16 protein-coding genes are annotated in these 14025 nt (G+C 67.1%); 6 read left to right on the forward strand and 10 right to left on the reverse strand.

The genetic code is table 11. The features are described 5' to 3' along the window. Nucleotides 1-78 precede the first annotated feature (78 nt). A complete protein-coding gene (locus tag NDI85_RS04840) occupies nt 79-513 on the forward strand; it encodes a hypothetical protein (protein WP_188994145.1) in 435 nt (144 codons plus the stop codon). 30 nt (nt 514-543) lie between these two features. Here NDI85_RS04840 and NDI85_RS04845 read toward each other — a convergent pair whose 3' ends face one another. After that, a complete protein-coding gene (locus NDI85_RS04845) occupies nt 544-1614 on the reverse strand; it encodes a polymer-forming cytoskeletal protein (RefSeq protein WP_188994143.1) in 1071 nt (356 codons plus the stop codon). A gap of 144 nt (nt 1615-1758) precedes the next feature. Between NDI85_RS04845 and NDI85_RS04850 the strand changes: the two genes are divergently transcribed. The 3 genes from NDI85_RS04850 to NDI85_RS04860 all read left to right on the forward strand — a co-directional run bounded on the left by NDI85_RS04850 (nt 1759) and on the right by NDI85_RS04860 (nt 3671). Beyond that, nucleotides 1759-1956: a DUF5800 family protein gene (locus NDI85_RS04850; protein ID WP_166969163.1), complete on the forward strand. Its 198-nt coding sequence runs from the start codon at nt 1759-1761 to the stop codon at nt 1954-1956. A gap of 165 nt (nt 1957-2121) precedes the next feature. Beyond that, nucleotides 2122-3288, forward strand: a complete 1167-nt coding sequence (locus NDI85_RS04855; protein WP_188994141.1) for a thiolase C-terminal domain-containing protein — start codon at nt 2122-2124, stop codon at nt 3286-3288. Further along, a complete protein-coding gene (locus NDI85_RS04860; RefSeq protein WP_310915107.1) occupies nt 3285-3671 on the forward strand; it encodes an OB-fold domain-containing protein in 387 nt (128 codons plus the stop codon). The genes NDI85_RS04855 and NDI85_RS04860 overlap by 4 nt, the downstream gene beginning before the upstream one ends. On the opposite strand, the gene NDI85_RS04865 is transcribed toward NDI85_RS04860, so the two are convergent. The 7 genes from NDI85_RS04865 to NDI85_RS04895 all read right to left on the reverse strand — a co-directional run bounded on the left by NDI85_RS04865 (nt 3668) and on the right by NDI85_RS04895 (nt 9963). Next, nucleotides 3668-4615, reverse strand: a complete 948-nt coding sequence (locus tag NDI85_RS04865; protein WP_188994136.1) for an alpha/beta fold hydrolase — start codon at nt 4613-4615, stop codon at nt 3668-3670. The two genes, NDI85_RS04860 and NDI85_RS04865, sit on opposite strands and share 4 nt — an antisense overlap. A gap of 154 nt (nt 4616-4769) precedes the next feature. Then, on the reverse strand, nt 4770-5810 hold the full coding sequence (meaB, locus tag NDI85_RS04870) for a methylmalonyl Co-A mutase-associated GTPase MeaB (RefSeq protein WP_188994134.1): 1041 nt from the start codon (nt 5808-5810) through the stop codon (nt 4770-4772). Further along, nucleotides 5807-6229 (reverse strand): cobalamin B12-binding domain-containing protein, encoded by a 423-nt coding sequence (locus NDI85_RS04875; protein ID WP_188994132.1) that lies wholly within the window; start codon nt 6227-6229, stop codon nt 5807-5809. Before NDI85_RS04875 ends, meaB begins: the two co-directional genes overlap by 4 nt. A gap of 78 nt (nt 6230-6307) precedes the next feature. Further along, complete coding sequence (locus tag NDI85_RS04880; protein WP_268239415.1) at nt 6308-6442, reverse strand: hypothetical protein; 135 nt, start codon at nt 6440-6442, stop codon at nt 6308-6310. Between the two features lie 58 nt (nt 6443-6500). Beyond that, nucleotides 6501-6923: a hypothetical protein gene (locus NDI85_RS04885; protein ID WP_188994130.1), complete on the reverse strand. Its 423-nt coding sequence runs from the start codon at nt 6921-6923 to the stop codon at nt 6501-6503. A gap of 42 nt (nt 6924-6965) precedes the next feature. Beyond that, nucleotides 6966-9458 carry an alkaline phosphatase PhoX gene (locus tag NDI85_RS04890; protein ID WP_310915108.1) on the reverse strand — a complete coding sequence of 831 codons (2493 nt, stop codon included), beginning with the start codon at nt 9456-9458 and terminating at the stop codon, nt 6966-6968. A gap of 217 nt (nt 9459-9675) precedes the next feature. Continuing rightward, complete coding sequence (locus tag NDI85_RS04895) at nt 9676-9963, reverse strand: hypothetical protein (RefSeq protein WP_166969146.1); 288 nt, start codon at nt 9961-9963, stop codon at nt 9676-9678. A 60-nt stretch (nt 9964-10023) separates the two neighbouring features. Here NDI85_RS04895 and NDI85_RS04900 point away from each other — a divergent pair, with 60 nt between their 5' ends. Together NDI85_RS04900 and NDI85_RS04905 are read left to right on the forward strand one after the other, a co-directional pair. Next, nucleotides 10024-11478 (forward strand): HTTM domain-containing protein, encoded by a 1455-nt coding sequence (locus NDI85_RS04900; protein WP_310915109.1) that lies wholly within the window; start codon nt 10024-10026, stop codon nt 11476-11478. A 57-nt stretch (nt 11479-11535) separates the two neighbouring features. Next, a complete protein-coding gene (locus NDI85_RS04905) occupies nt 11536-11835 on the forward strand; it encodes a helix-turn-helix transcriptional regulator (protein WP_188994124.1) in 300 nt (99 codons plus the stop codon). 82 nt (nt 11836-11917) lie between these two features. On the opposite strand, the gene NDI85_RS04910 is transcribed toward NDI85_RS04905, so the two are convergent. Both NDI85_RS04910 and NDI85_RS04915 read right to left on the reverse strand, forming a co-directional pair. Further along, nucleotides 11918-13060 carry an acyl-CoA dehydrogenase gene (locus tag NDI85_RS04910; protein ID WP_310915110.1) on the reverse strand — a complete coding sequence of 381 codons (1143 nt, stop codon included), beginning with the start codon at nt 13058-13060 and terminating at the stop codon, nt 11918-11920. An 85-nt stretch (nt 13061-13145) separates the two neighbouring features. Further along, nucleotides 13146-14003 carry a 3-hydroxyacyl-CoA dehydrogenase NAD-binding domain-containing protein gene (locus NDI85_RS04915; protein WP_310915112.1) on the reverse strand — a complete coding sequence of 286 codons (858 nt, stop codon included), beginning with the start codon at nt 14001-14003 and terminating at the stop codon, nt 13146-13148. Nucleotides 14004-14025 lie beyond the last annotated feature (22 nt).

A 14025-nucleotide genomic window follows, 5' to 3' on the forward strand; every position in this document is an offset into this window, starting at 1 on the left:
AGGGGGTTTCGGTTCCGTCGGTCAAAGGTGAGTCGTACCCTCCCCGACCGTTATGCCCCCGGCGAGAGCACGGTAAGTATGCGCACGGACGTCCACCGCTCCGGGCCGCGCCGCCCGCTACGCGGACTGGTTCCCGCCCTCGCGGTCGTCACCGCCCTCGTCTACGTCGCCGAGTTCGTCATTCCGGTCGCCGCGTATCCCACGTGGCTCTACGTCGGTCCGTTGACGCTCCCGACGGTCGCACTGTCACCGACCGCGCTTGCGGTCGCGGTGCTCGTGAACCGTGGCCGGCGCTTCCGGGCCGGTCCCTTCGGCGTCGGCGACGCCGCTATCGTCGTTCTCGCCGCACTGACCCTCCTCGCCGGCGTCTACGCCGTCGCGGACCTGAACCTCTCCTCCGGCGGGGTCTTCTTCTCGGGCGTCTGGGTCGTCGTGGTCGGCGCGGTGCTGACGGCCGCCGTCCTCGTCGGGGCCGGGCGCTCGCTTCTCCGCGGCGGCGCCACTCCGGAGTGAGTCGGTCGACCGTCCAAAAGGCGTCTCCGTTCAGTCGGTGGCCTCGGCCGCGTCCTCGTGGTCGTCGGCGTCCGCTCCGTCGACCGCCTTCTCGTCGTCATCGTCTGTCTCCATCTGCTCCGAGGGCGCTGACTCGTCTCCGTCGGCCGCGTCCACCGCGTCCGCCGCGTCCGCCGTCTCGCCGTCCTCGTCCGCGCCGTCACGTTCGAGTTCCTCGGCCATCTCGGCCATCGCGGCGGCGGACTCGTCGGGCCGGTCGAGCACTTCGTCGGTGTGCATCCGCGTCCCGTCGCGGGCGCGAATCTTCCCGTCGACGGTGGCGTTCTCGTGGAGTTCGACGGTCTTCGCGGAGATGTCGCCCCAGACCTTCGTGCCGGGACCGACCCGGACGTCGCCGTTGCGGGTCGTCACGTCGCCTTTGATTTCGGTTCCCTTCCCGACCACCACGTCCTCCCGGGCGCGGAGACTGCCGAAGACGACGTTGTCGCGGCCCACTTCCATGGATTCGGCGCGGATGTTGCCGTGGAGGCGGCAGTCGTCGCCGATGGTCGCCGGTGTGGAGACGCGCCACGCGTCGTCGGAGACGCTCGCGCCACGCGGGACGAGTATCGGGTCGTGGTCGTCCGCGTCGTCGCCGAGCATCTCGTCGACGAGGCTCTGTGCGGCCTCGTCCTCGCCGATGCGCAGGAGTTGCGAGAGGTAGACGAACAGGAAGACGATGGTCGGCATCGGGTTGCGGATGACTATCCAGCCGTTGGCCTCGAACCCGTTCTCGATGTCGACGTCGTCGCCGATGTCTAAGTCGCCGGCGACGCGCAACTCGCCGCCGATGTGGACGCGTTCGCCGATGTAGGCGTCCTCGCCGACGAGGACGTTGTCCTCGACGTCACACCACATGTCGAGGCGGCAGTCGCCCTCGGCCTCGATGTGGCCGCCGAAACGGACTCGCTCGTCGGCGATGACCGACCGGCCGCGGACGCCGAACTCGACCGTACTCTGCCCACCGATGATGACGTCGCCGTCGGTGACGAGGTCGTGTTCCTCGACGGTGGTCCCGTCGGGAATCGCGAGTTCGGAGAGCGGGTCAGAGCCGATTGGCACACCACCTAACGCGTTTTCGACGGTCTTAAAGCCTGAGGGCGCGCACGACGCGCGTCTGACTGTCGTCTGACGGTCGTGTGTGATTGATTGGCGAGCACCCCGCGAGAGACTACACTTTTATTCTGAACGGCCGTATCTACCGCCATGACTGTTCTCTCGTTCGACGAGCAAGGCGTCGACGTCGTCTACGACGGCACCGAGTTCCGGTTGGAGAAAGAACTCATCGAGGACGCCATCGATAAGTCCTACCCCGACGTCACCGACCACGAAGTGCTCCAGATCGTCGAACCCGACCCGTCGCTCTCCGGAGAGCCACAGCGAATCGCCGAGATCGTCGACTGACCCGCACGCCATAGTGCGATACCCACGAAGGTCATATATCTCTCGTGGGAACCAAACTGAAATCTGACATAAGTGTCGCAGTCTTGCGTTCTCGGGCGGGCGAAATCGTGGCAAAACCCCACACAGTCGGCAGGCATTTAAGAATGCGGGGCCCACTGTGTGGTAATGTCAGACCCACGAGTCGCAGGGGCCGGTGTCACGAAATTCGGGAAACACCCCGAACGCACGGGTCGCGACCTGTTCGCCGAGGCGGGCCTGGAAGCGCTCGACGCCGCCGGCGTCGCCCCGGACGATGTCGATGCGCTCTACTACGGCAACTTCATGGGCGAACTCGCCGAGCATCAGGGCCATCAGGGGCCGCTGATGGCCGAGGCTATCGGCGTCGACGCGCCGGCGACCCGGTTCGAGGCCGCCTGTGCGTCCGCCGGTGCCGCGGTCCGGTCCGCCGTCAGGGACCTCCGCAACGGCGAGGCCGAGGTGGTCGTCGTCGGCGGCGCCGAGCGGATGACCAACATCGGCACCGCCGCGGCGACCGACGCCCTCGCCATCGCCGCCGACGACCTCTACGAGGTCCGCGCGGGGATGACCTTCCCCGGCGCGTACGCGCTGATGGCGCGGTCGTACTTCGACCAGTACGGCGGCTCTCGGGAAGATTTGGCCCACATCGCCGTGAAGAACCACGAGCACGCGCTGGTCAACGAGCACGCCCAGATACAGAAGGAGATCACCGTCGAGGACGCCATCGAGGCACCGACCATCGCCAGTCCGCTCGGTCTGTACGACTCCTGCCCCATCACGGACGGGGCCGCAGCGGCCGTGTTGACCACGGCCGAGTACGCCGCCGACCACGACATCGATGCCCCCGTCGCCATCACCGGCACCGGACAGGGCGGCGACAACCTCGCGTTACAGGACCGGCCACACCTCGCACAGACGCCCGCCGCTGACAAGGCCGCCGAGGAGGCGTACGGGGACGCTGGCATCGGCCCAGAGGACGTCGACGTCGCCGAGGTCCACGACTGCTTCACCATCGCCGAGGTGCTGGCCATCGAGTCGCTGGGCCTCTACGAACGCGGCGAGGGCATCCACGCGGCGACGAACGGCGAGACGGACCGCCACGGCGAGATGCCGGTGAACCTCTCGGGCGGTTTGAAGGCGAAGGGCCACCCGGTCGGTGCGACCGGCGTCGCCCAGTTGGCGACCGTCGCGTGGGTCTTAGACGGGACGCACCCGCGGGCGGACGCCGTCCCCGACGGCACCGTCGGCGTCGCACACAACGCCGGCGGCACCGTCGCGTCTACCACGGTCCACGTACTGGAGGTGAAAGCGTGACCGAACCCGCCCCCGACGGCCAGTACGACGAGTGGCTAGACGCCATCGAAGCGGACGACGGGTACTACGTCGAGTGTGCGAACGGCCACGGCTGGCTGCCACCCCGTCGCGTCTGTCCCGAGTGTGGGTCCAGAGAACTGCGCGACGAACCGCTGCCCGACAGCGGCGACATCGTGACCCACACGACCATCACCGTCGCCACGCCGCAGTTCGAGGACGACGCCCCCTACGTCACCGCTATCGCCGACTTCGGTCCGGTGTCGGTGACGGGACTGGTCCGCGGGGTCGACCCCGAAGACGTCGAGATGGGAGCGGTCGTCGGCATCGAAGTCGGCGAACGGGAGACGACCGGCGACCGGGCCGTCGTCTTCCGGCCGCGTTAACCCTCGTTCTCGATGCGAATCTCCGCCGTCCGGCCCCGGACCACGTCGACGAACTCGGCGGGGTGTTCGACGTGCGGGAGCAACAGCGAGTCGCCGAAGACGACCAGCGTCGCGTCGGCCCGTTCGGCCAGATCGCGCCCGTCGTCGAGCGGTGAAATGTCGGCGTCCTCGCCCCAGACCAGCGTTATCGGGACGTCGAGGTCCGCCAGCACGTCGCCGAGGTCCTCCTCCGGGTCCAAAAAGCCGGAGAGGAACGACGCCGGGGCGAACCGCGCGCCCTGCTGGTGGCCGCTCTGCCACTCGTAGTCGACGACTTCGTCGGTGAGGTTGGCCATGTCGTAGTAGCCGTGGTCGTCGTGGAAGTGGCGGATGGAGGCCTTCGAGACGACGAGGTTGAACAGCGCCTGTCCGATGACCGGCGACCGGAGCAGCGACCGGACCCAGACGTTCCGGTTGCCCATCGAGGAGTCCGTCGGGCAGACGAGGACGAGTTCGGCCACGTCGACGTCGCGGGCGGCGATAGCGGCATACGAGCCCGAAAGCGAGGAGGCGACGACGGTGGCGTCGTCGGTCTCGGCTTCGAGGAAGTCGCGGACGAACGTGGTCAGGAGCGACGCCGAGTACAGCAGCGGCGGCCGATCCGAGTGGCCGTACCCCGGCAGGTCCGGCGCGAGGACGTGGTACTCCTCGGACAACCGCTCGAAGATAGCGTGGAACTCGTGGCTGGAAGCCGCCGCGTTGATGCCGTGCAGGAGGACCAGATCGGGGTCGTCCGGATCCCCGGCCTCCGTGTAGGCGACGTCGAAGCCACGCCAGCGGTAGGTCCGCTGGTCGCCCGGCAACAGCGGTTCGAACTCGTCGGCACGCGACTGGAGGACGCGATTGAGGAGTGCCGTCGTCCCGACCGCACCGACGGCGACACCCAGTGCCTTTCGGAGCTTCATACCCCGGTATACGGGCCGGACCCTGTTTATACGTGGTGGGGAGGGGTCGAAACGGCCCGGACGGTGGATGGGATGTTATAAGGGAACCCCGGAACAATCCCCGTCTGCCGCGCGCTGACGGGGCGTCGTCATCCGCGTGGTTTCCCTTCGCCCCTCACGGGGCGTTCTCGGCGTCGAGACACTCACGGAGCGGCGCGAGAACCTCGTCGACGACGGTGTAGGGGTCCGTCTCGCGAGCCATGACGGCGTCGACGGCCGACTCGATGCCGCCGTGGCGGTCGAGTTCGCCGGACACCAGTTCGTTTGCGTCCTCGCGCAACAGCGTCCGTATCTCCGCGGCGAACCGGTCACGGGCCTGTTGCTCTCGCTTGCCGGTCCGGTCGAGGTAGTCCGCGTGGTCCTCCAGCACCGAGATAAACGCCTCGACGCCCTCGCTCCGGTTCGCCACCGTCTCGACGATGGGCGGGTCCCACCGCTCGTCGGCCGCGTCGCCCTCGGTGTCAGGCCCTATCGCGCTCTCGTCCGTGGCCGCCATCGCACCGTGGTGGCCCGCCCCACCGCCCCGGCCCTGTAACATCTCTCGTAACTGCTGGACCGTGCGGTCGGCGCCGTCTAAGTCGGCCTTGTTGACGACGAACACGTCGCCGATTTCGAGGATGCCTGCCTTCAGCATCTGGACGTCGTCGCCGCTCCCCGGCGGGACGAGGACGGCCACCGTGTCGGCGGTCCGGACGATGTCGACCTCGTTCTGGCCGGCGCCGACCGTCTCGACGATTATCACGTCCTTCCCGAAGGCGTCTAGCGCGGTGACGGCGTCCGTCGTCGCCGTCGATAGCCCGCCGAGCGACCCGCGGGCCGACATCGACCGGAAGAACACGTCCATGTCACCGGCGTTCGAGGCCATGCGGATGCGGTCGCCCAGCACCGCCCCGCCGGAGTACGGCGAGGACGGGTCGATGGCGATGACGCCGACCGTGAGGCCGCGGTCGCGGTACTCGGCGGCCACCTTGTCGACCAGCGTGGACTTGCCGGCGCCGGGACTGCCCGTGACGCCGACGACGTCGGCGTGGCCGGTGTGCTGGTGTAACTCCGAGACGGTTTCCCGGTAGCCCGGCGAGCGGTTCTCTATCTTCGTGATGACTCGCGCCAGTGCGCTGTGTTTGCCCGCTAGCAGGTCCGCGACGAGGTCGCTCATCGATCGGGTGCGTGTTCGCGGATGTACGAGATCATCTCCTCCATCGACGCGCCGGGTCCGAATATCTCGTCGACGCCCAGCCCGCGGAGGTCGGCCTTGTCGTCGTCGGGGACGATGCCGCCGACGAGGACGAGACGGTCGTCGAAGGCGTCGTACTCTTTGAGGCCGTCGAGAATCTTCGGGACCAGCGTCTTGTGTGCCCCCGAGAGGATGGAGATGCCGACGACGTCTACGTCCTCCTGGACCGCGGCCTGCACGACTTCGTCGGGGGACCGGTGCAGACCGGAGTAGATGACTTCGAACCCGGCGTCGCGGAGTGCTCGTGCGATGACGTGGGCCCCTCGGTCGTGGCCGTCGAGGCCGACTTTCGCGACCAGACACCGGATGGTACGCTCGCCCTGCTCCTGCTCGACACTCATGCCACCTGCTACCACGGCGTGCGGTTTGACTCTTGCCCCCGCCCCACGGGGAAAACGAAGACTGGGGTACCCAGCGGACTACGCGGGGAAGACCAGATACGGCGCGACAAACAGCAGGAGAAACAGGAACAGCAAGACGAGGCCGTAGCCCGCGAGCGTTCCGGCGGCGGTCAGCCACGCGGGGTGGTCGAAGTGGTCGAGTGTCGTCGACATACCGACGTCGTCGGCCTCGCGTGCTATAGTGGTTCGGGCGAAACGCGGTGGACCGCGGTCAGTCCAGCCCGCGCTCTCGGATGCCGCTCCGAATCGTCTCGGCCCGCTTCCTGACGCGGTTGGCGTAGCGCTGGACCTTCTCCGGTTTCTCACCGTAGAAGGACGCCACCCAGTGGACGTCGACGTCGGATTGGGTGAGGAAGTACGCGACCAGCGTGTCGCGACCGGCCTGAATGATCGCCGGCGGGACGCCGCGCTCGCCGGTTCCGGCCTCCTCGAAGCCGTTGACGTCGAAGTAGACGTCGGCGTACAGCGCCGCCGTCTCCTCGTCTTCGAACTCGATACCGCAGTGCTCTGGCGCGTCGAACCGATACCGAGTCTCGCCGGCCGCGGTCTCGTACTCGACGATTCGCACGTCGAGGACGTACTCGCGGTAGAGAGACGCCGTGTCGGTCGTCGCCGGATCGTGAGTCTGGGACATTGAGTGGAGAGGGTGGGCTAATCGAGCCCGAGAGGTCGCGTGTTAGTTCTGCTCCGGCCGACAGACGCCGGGGCCTTTCCCGGGCTTGTCGTCGGACTGCCCCGGCGGTATCGAGGTGACCTGCCCGGTTCGCCCTTCGACGTCGAGCGCGTTACCGCCCTCGTCCGCGAGGGAATCGACGGTGACCGACAGTTCCGTCTGTCCCTTGCTCTGGCCGGTGAGTTCGAGCGTCGCCAGCGTGACGTCCATCGCACCGGCCTGTACGGTACCGACCGGGTCGCGTACGCTGATGGTCGCCGTGGTACCGTCGCCGCTGACGGTCGCCTCGGCGGCGTCGAGGCCCTCTGGCACCGAGACGCCGGTGATGTCGGCCACCCGAGCGTCCTCGACGGAGACGGTCATCTCGGCGGCGGTGAAACCGTCGGGGAGCGAGGACGCCGTCACGGCCGCCTCGGCCGTCGACTTGATGGCCGTCTCGACGGACGCCACGTCCACGACGAGGTTCGGTTCGTAGACGTACAGGCAGTCGTTGGGGTACGAGCGCGCCGGGCCGCCGAACCCGTCCTCACAGCACAGCACTCGGCCGTCGTCCATCACGTAGAGGTTGTCGATGTTGCGGAGGGCGCCGTCGGCGTCCGCGGGCGCGTCGGTGAAGTCCGGACCGACGATGACCGGTTCGAGCGTCGAGACGTTGTAGTCCGGTTCGAGCTCGGCGCGGTAGACGACACCGCCGTCGACGCGGTCGAGCTGGATGTCGCCCTGCTCGTTCGCGAGGTCGTCGTTGAACGACGAGATGCCGAAGTAGACGAAGTCGCCGGGACCGGCGCCGTCGATGCTGTCGACGCCCTCGGCCTTGTTGAACTCGATGGAAGCCCCGATTTCCTTCGCGGCGGCACGGGTTTCGAGGAACGGAATCTTCCGGAGGTCCTCGTCCACCTTGTCGGGTCCTTTCGACTCGTACTGCTCGGCCCACTCGACGATCTCCTCGTTGGTGACGTAGTTCTGGTTGCCGTTCTCGACGACCGCACGGTCGGCCTCTTCGAGGGCCGCGTCGAGGTCAGACTCCCAGTCGGTCTCTGCGTGCGTTTCGAGGTAGTCGACCTGCGTGATGTCGTCGTACTCGGCGATCCACGACTCGATCTCGCGATTGCTCGCGTGACCGAGTTCCAGCCACTCGATTTCGAGCGGCGTGTCGGCCGGCGAGTTGCGGGTGCCCGCCTCGGCGGCGTTGGCAGCGTCGTTCGTAATCTTCGGGGCATAGAGCGTCCCCTCGACGTCCATCGGGTCGTCGTAGCTCGGAATCGGCTCGTCGGCGACGAACTTGTAGATGCCCTTGCTGTCGCCGTCGGAACAGCCGTAGACGGTCTGCTCGTCGGCCTGAATGTTCGGCGACTCCCACGCGGCCCGCCCCATCACGTAGTACTTGATCGGCTGTGGGGTCTCGGCCGTCGGCTCTCGAATGTCGACGTGGTACCCGTAGCGGTACGGGTTCGGGTAGGTGTCACCGATGGGGTCCATCGTGCTGCCGTACACGCCCTGATCCACCTGCTCGGCGCCCAGATAGTACGCGAGGAACTCGACGCCTTTCATCGCCCAGGAGCCCTGTACGTACCACGACTCGTCGCCGTAGTACTCGTCGACGGCGCTCTGGATGCCGGCCGGGTTCGGGCGGTTCCAGAACTGACACGCGCCGAGCAGGCCCTTGCCGGTGCCGGCCTCGACGACGTCGCCGACCGTCGTGGTCAGGGAGACGCGTACGTGAGCGTAGTTCTCCTCGGAGGAGATCATCGTGTTCCACGGGCTCCGGTCGCCGTAGCAGTTGATTCGGGTCCCGCCGAGTTCCCGGAACGGGTCGGTGTTTGCGAGGTTGATGGCGTTCTCCAGATCGGCCTCCCACTCGCCGTCCTCGGTCTTGCTGAGCGGAATCCGCGAGACGTTGCCGGGACTGTTCTCCCAGTTGGTGAACAGGTACCCCTCGGTCCCGTCGTCGTTCGACGGGACGAACTGGTTGCAGTCGGGGTTCGTGCCGGCCGCCCCGTACTGACTGCCGTCGAAGTTGTCCCACGAGATGTCGGTGCCGTCGGGCGTCTGTGTGACCCCGAGACGCTCTGTGCCGCCGTTTATCTCGTCGCGGCCCTGACCGAACAGCGTGTACTCGCCGTCGGCGGCGCGAATCTGCCGCTGTTCCGTATCGGACTGTGGCGTCGACAGTTCGTCGAAGTCGTCGTTGTCCCCGTCGAGTTCGAACTGGAACCCGCTGAAGTATCCGACTCCGGCCGTGTCGAACGGCGGTTGGTTGTCCTCCGATGGGTGCTGGAGGCTGTACAGCAGCGACCCGTCCTCGAAGACGAACGGGCCGGTGACCTCGGCACCGAACGCCGTCGAGGAGAACCGCTTCAGTGACCCCTTCACGCTGGGTGCGCCGGGAGTGTTCGTCTCGGCGACTTCTTCACCACTCGCGACCCCGGCGACACTTGCCCCCAGTGCCGCAGCGACCGTACTAGAAATCAGTGTCCGTCGAGTTAGATCGACCATGCACGTGTCCGCTGGCCATCGGAGGTAAGAATCGTTTATATGACTGCAGTATATGGCTATGGCCGACACGTAGACGAACGTACCTGAATAGTCAGTGCTAGCCGAGCGAAACCGCCAGCCTACGACGGAGTCGGGAGGTACACGGCCCTGATGCGACCGGGTACTGGCGGGACACTCACAGGGCACATCTCGCAGAAGGGCACCTCGTATCGGTCGACTACATCCCCATGTCGGCGGCCGCCTCGGGGACCGGCAGCGCGTTCGGCGAGGTCCCGAGCAACTCGGCGGCGTGGTCCAAGGCCATATCGAACCCGTAGTAGCGTTCGAGTTCGTCGCCGTCGGCGCTGGGCCTGACCTTCAGCATCGCGTACCCCTCGACGTTCTGGGCGATGGCGGCCGTGCGGCCGTCCGCCTCGAACGTGAGCAGTCGCTCCGTCTCGGTCTCTCGATAGCGGGCGGTGATATCGTCGGCCGTCGCTTCCGTCGGGTCCTCGGTGTCTGCCATCGGTTCGACGTTCGGACCACACCCAATGAAATCTGTCGGTGTACGGCAGGTGGAAGACTTATGTCCGCGACTGCGCTGATTCCGGACATCGTGACGCCGACAGTCCGCGAGGCGCTCGCTCGTCGGTTTGCCATCGACCGCCGGGCTCTCGCCGCGTTTCGTATCTCGCTTGCGTTCGTGGTCCTCGTCGACCTCACACGCCGCTTGCCGGACCTCGTCGCCTTCTACACCGACGCCGGCGTCCTCCCTCGGTCGGTGTTGGGCACGCTCTACCCCGGGTGGGACGTCATCTCGTTACACGCGCTCTCGGGGGCCGCGTGGGTACAGGGACTCCTGTGTCTCGCCGCCGCCGTCGCTGCGCTATCGCTGCTCGTCGGCTATCGGACCCGACTCGCGACGTTCGTCTCGCTCGTCCTCCTCGTCTCGATACAGGTCCGGAACCCGTTCGTGCTCAACAGCGGGGACGTACTCTTGCGCCGACTGCTGTTCTGGGGCCTGTTCCTTCCTCTCGGAAGCCGCTGGGCCGCCGACGCCACCGAGGGGGCGGCCGACGACCACAGCGTCGTCGGTCCCGCCACGGTCGGGTTGCTGGCACAGATTGTCGTCGTCTACGCCACAAACGCCGTCGTCAAACTCAGAGCCGACGTGTGGCTTCGGGGCGACGCGGTCCGCTACGTCTTCCAACTGGACCACTTCACCGTCCTGCTCGGTGACGTCGTCGCCGGGTGGGCACCGCTCCTGACGCTCGTCGACTGGCTCTGGGTCGGGATGTTGCTGACCTCGCCCTTGCTCGTCGTCCTGACCGGGTGGCGTCGGGCGGCGCTGGTCGGCGCGTTCGTCGGCGCCCACCTCGGGATGGTGCTGACGCTCTCTATCGGCGTGTTCCCGCTGGTCTCGGTGACGGGGTTGCTCGCGCTGTTCCCGAGCGTCGTCTGGGACCGCGCCGCGGACCGCCTCCGGCCGCTGGCGTCGCTCTCGGCAGTCGGTTCGGGACGGACGCCGCTGGCCGACCGCGTTCCAGCGCTCTCTCGCATCGCCCGCGCGCTCGCGGCCTGCTGTCTGGCCGTGATTCTGGTGACGAACGCCGTCGGACTCGGCGTCGTCGCCGCGCCGGCGGGCACGCCGGACCGACTGACGGACCGCTCGTGGGACATGTTCGCGCCGTCGCCGCCGCTGGCGACGTGGTGGTACGAAGCCCCCGCGAACCTGACCAGCGGCGAGCGCGTCGACGCACTCACCGGGGAGCCCTACGACCGCTCGCGCCCGACCGAGGCCGCGTCGCGGTACCCGAACGAGCGCTGGCGGAAGTTCCTCGACGACGCCCGTACCGAACCCAGACTCCGCCGCTCGCTGGCGACGTTCCTCTGTGAGCGGTGGAACCGGACCCACGACGACGGGATGACGGCGGTGAGCCTGTGGGTGGCGACGGAGCGGACGGACCTCGACGGTCCAGAGACGGTCGAGCGTGAGCGGTTGGGGCGGTATCGCTGTGGCGCCGTCCGGACCGGTCGGTGACCGCCGTGACCGGCGCGAAGTCGAAACACCCGAAGGGGTGCCCGACGTGGTCCGGCCATGGCGAAGTGGTTCCAGAGCGGGCGGCGGCGGGACATGTGCGTCATCCTCGCCGGGGCCGAGGACGGCGAACTGACGGGCCAACGGCTCAAGACGCGCCTCGAACGGCGGTACGACGCGCGCATCGAACCGAAGAGCTTCTACGGGGCGCTGGAGGCGATGGCGGACGCCGGGTTCGTCCAACACCGCACCGACGGCATCGCCGACAAGTACTCGCTGACCGAGGGCGGCGAGCGTCGCCTGCGCGAGCACTACGCGTGGATGGGCGAGAATCTCGGAGACGCGGACGGCGAACAGTAACTCATACTGGTGGCTGTAACAAACTGAAGTGATTCGCCACCCCGGGGTGGCGAATATCGTTACGAACTTACAGCCACCAGTATCAGTCCAGCAACTCGTCGGCGATGGTGTTGCGGAGGACTTCGCTGGTCCCCTCGTATATCTCGTTGAGTTTGGCGTCGCGGTAGAACCGCTCGACGGGGAAGTCCTTCGTGTAGCCGTAGCCGCCGTGGATCTGGATGCCCTCGTTGGCGACCTCGCGGGAGACTTCGGAGGCGTACAGTTTGGCCTGTGCGGCCTCCTTGACGTAGTTCTCGCCGCGCATCTTCAGGTCGGCGGCCTGATGCATCAGCAGTCGGGCGGCCGACGTCTTCGTGTCCATGTCCGCGAGTTTGTGTTGGATGGCCTGAAACTCCGAGATGGGCTGGTCGAACTGCTCGCGGTCCTGTGCGTACTGTAGGGCTTCGTCCAGCGCTGCCTGTGCGATGCCGACGCCCCGGGCGGCGATGGTGATGCGCCCGCCGTTGAGCGTCTTCAGCGCGTGGACGAACCCGCGGCCCTCGTCGCCGAGGCGGCGTTCCTCGGGGAGGTACATGTCGTCGAACCGCAGTTCCGCCGTCGGACAGCCCTTGTCACCGAGTTTGTGCTCCGTGCCCTCCACGATGAACCCGTCGTCCTCCTCGGGCCGGACGACGAACGAGGAGATGCCCTTGTTGCCCGCCTCTGGGTCCGTCTTCGCGAACAGGACGACCGTATCTGCGACTGAGCCGTTGGAAATCCACAGTTTCCCGCCGTTTACGACGTAGCCGTCGCCGTCAGGTTCGGCCGTCGTCGTCATCGCGGGCACGTCGCTCCCGGCGCCGGGTTCCGAGAGCGCGAACGCGCCGACGTCCTCGCCCTCGGCCATCGGGGTGAGGTACGTCTCCTTCTGGGCCTCGTCGCCGAACTCGTAGACCATGTTGCAGGCCAGCGAGATGTGGGCGGCGACGATGGTGCCGAGGCCCCCGCTCCCGCGGGAGATCTCCTCCAGTGCCATCGCGTAACTGTGGTAGTCGAGACCGGCGCCGCCGTACGCCTCGGGGATGGGCATCCCCATCAGCCCCAACTCGGCCATCTCGTCGACGAGGTCCCACGGGAACTCGTCCGTCTCGTCTATCTCGGCCGCGCGCGGAACCACCTCCTCGTCGACGAACTCCGCGACCATCTCCTGTATCTGGCGCTGCTCCGCTGTGGGACTGAACTCCATGTGTCAAGGTATCGAGGGCCGTGACTTTACTGTTCGGCAACGCCCAGTCGGTTGTCCGCTATCGTATTCCGGCCGCCACGGCGGGTCAGTCGTACTCGTAGAACCCCGCGCCGGTCTTCTTCCCGAGGTCACCGGCGGCGACCTTCCGCTTGAGGAGGTACGCCGGTTTGTACCGGTCCCCGAGTTCCTCGTGGAGCGTTTCGCTCGCGTCGAGGACGACGTCGAGGCCGATGTGATCGGCCAGTTCCAGCGGCCCCATCGGGACGTTCGTCCCGAGGGTCAGTCCGCGGTCGATGTCGGCCATCCCGGCGACGCCCTCGTCGTAGGCGCGGATACCCTCGTTTATCCACGGCATGAGGACGCGGTTGACGACGAAGCCGGGTTTGTCGTCGGCCTCCCACGTCTCCTTACCGAGGTCCTTCGCGAACGCGTGTCCCAGTGTGAGCGTGTCCGCGCCCGTCTTCTCGCCGACGACGACTTCGACGCCTTTCATCACCGGGACGGGGTTCATGAAGTGGAGGCCAAGCACTCGTTCGGGCCGGTCGACGACGCTGGCGATAGTGGTTATAGAGAGCGTACTGGTGTTCGTCGCGAGTACCGTCTCGGTCCGACAGGTGTCCGCAAGGTCCTCGAAGACGGACTGCTTGACGTCCATATCCTCCGTGACCGCTTCGACCACAAGGTCACAGTCGGACAGGTCGGCGAGGTCCGTCGTCCCTTCGATGCGGTCCCGGGCGCGGTCGGCTTCCGACCGGGTCAGTTCGTCCCGGGCGACGAGACGACCGAGGCTCTCGTCGATGTCGTCGAACCCCGCGGAGACGAACTGCTGTTCGACGTCGCGCATCACGACGTCGTAGCCCGAAGCGGCGGCGACCTGCGCGATGCCGTTGCCCATCGTGCCGGCACCCACGACGCCGACGCGGTCGATGTCGTCGAGTTGCATACCCGTCGGTTCGACCCGTGTT

Origin of the sequence: Haloarcula sp. S1AR25-4 (genome assembly GCF_031624555.1) — an archaeon.
Taxonomy (GTDB): Archaea; Halobacteriota; Halobacteria; order Halobacteriales; family Haloarculaceae; genus Haloarcula; species Haloarcula pellucida.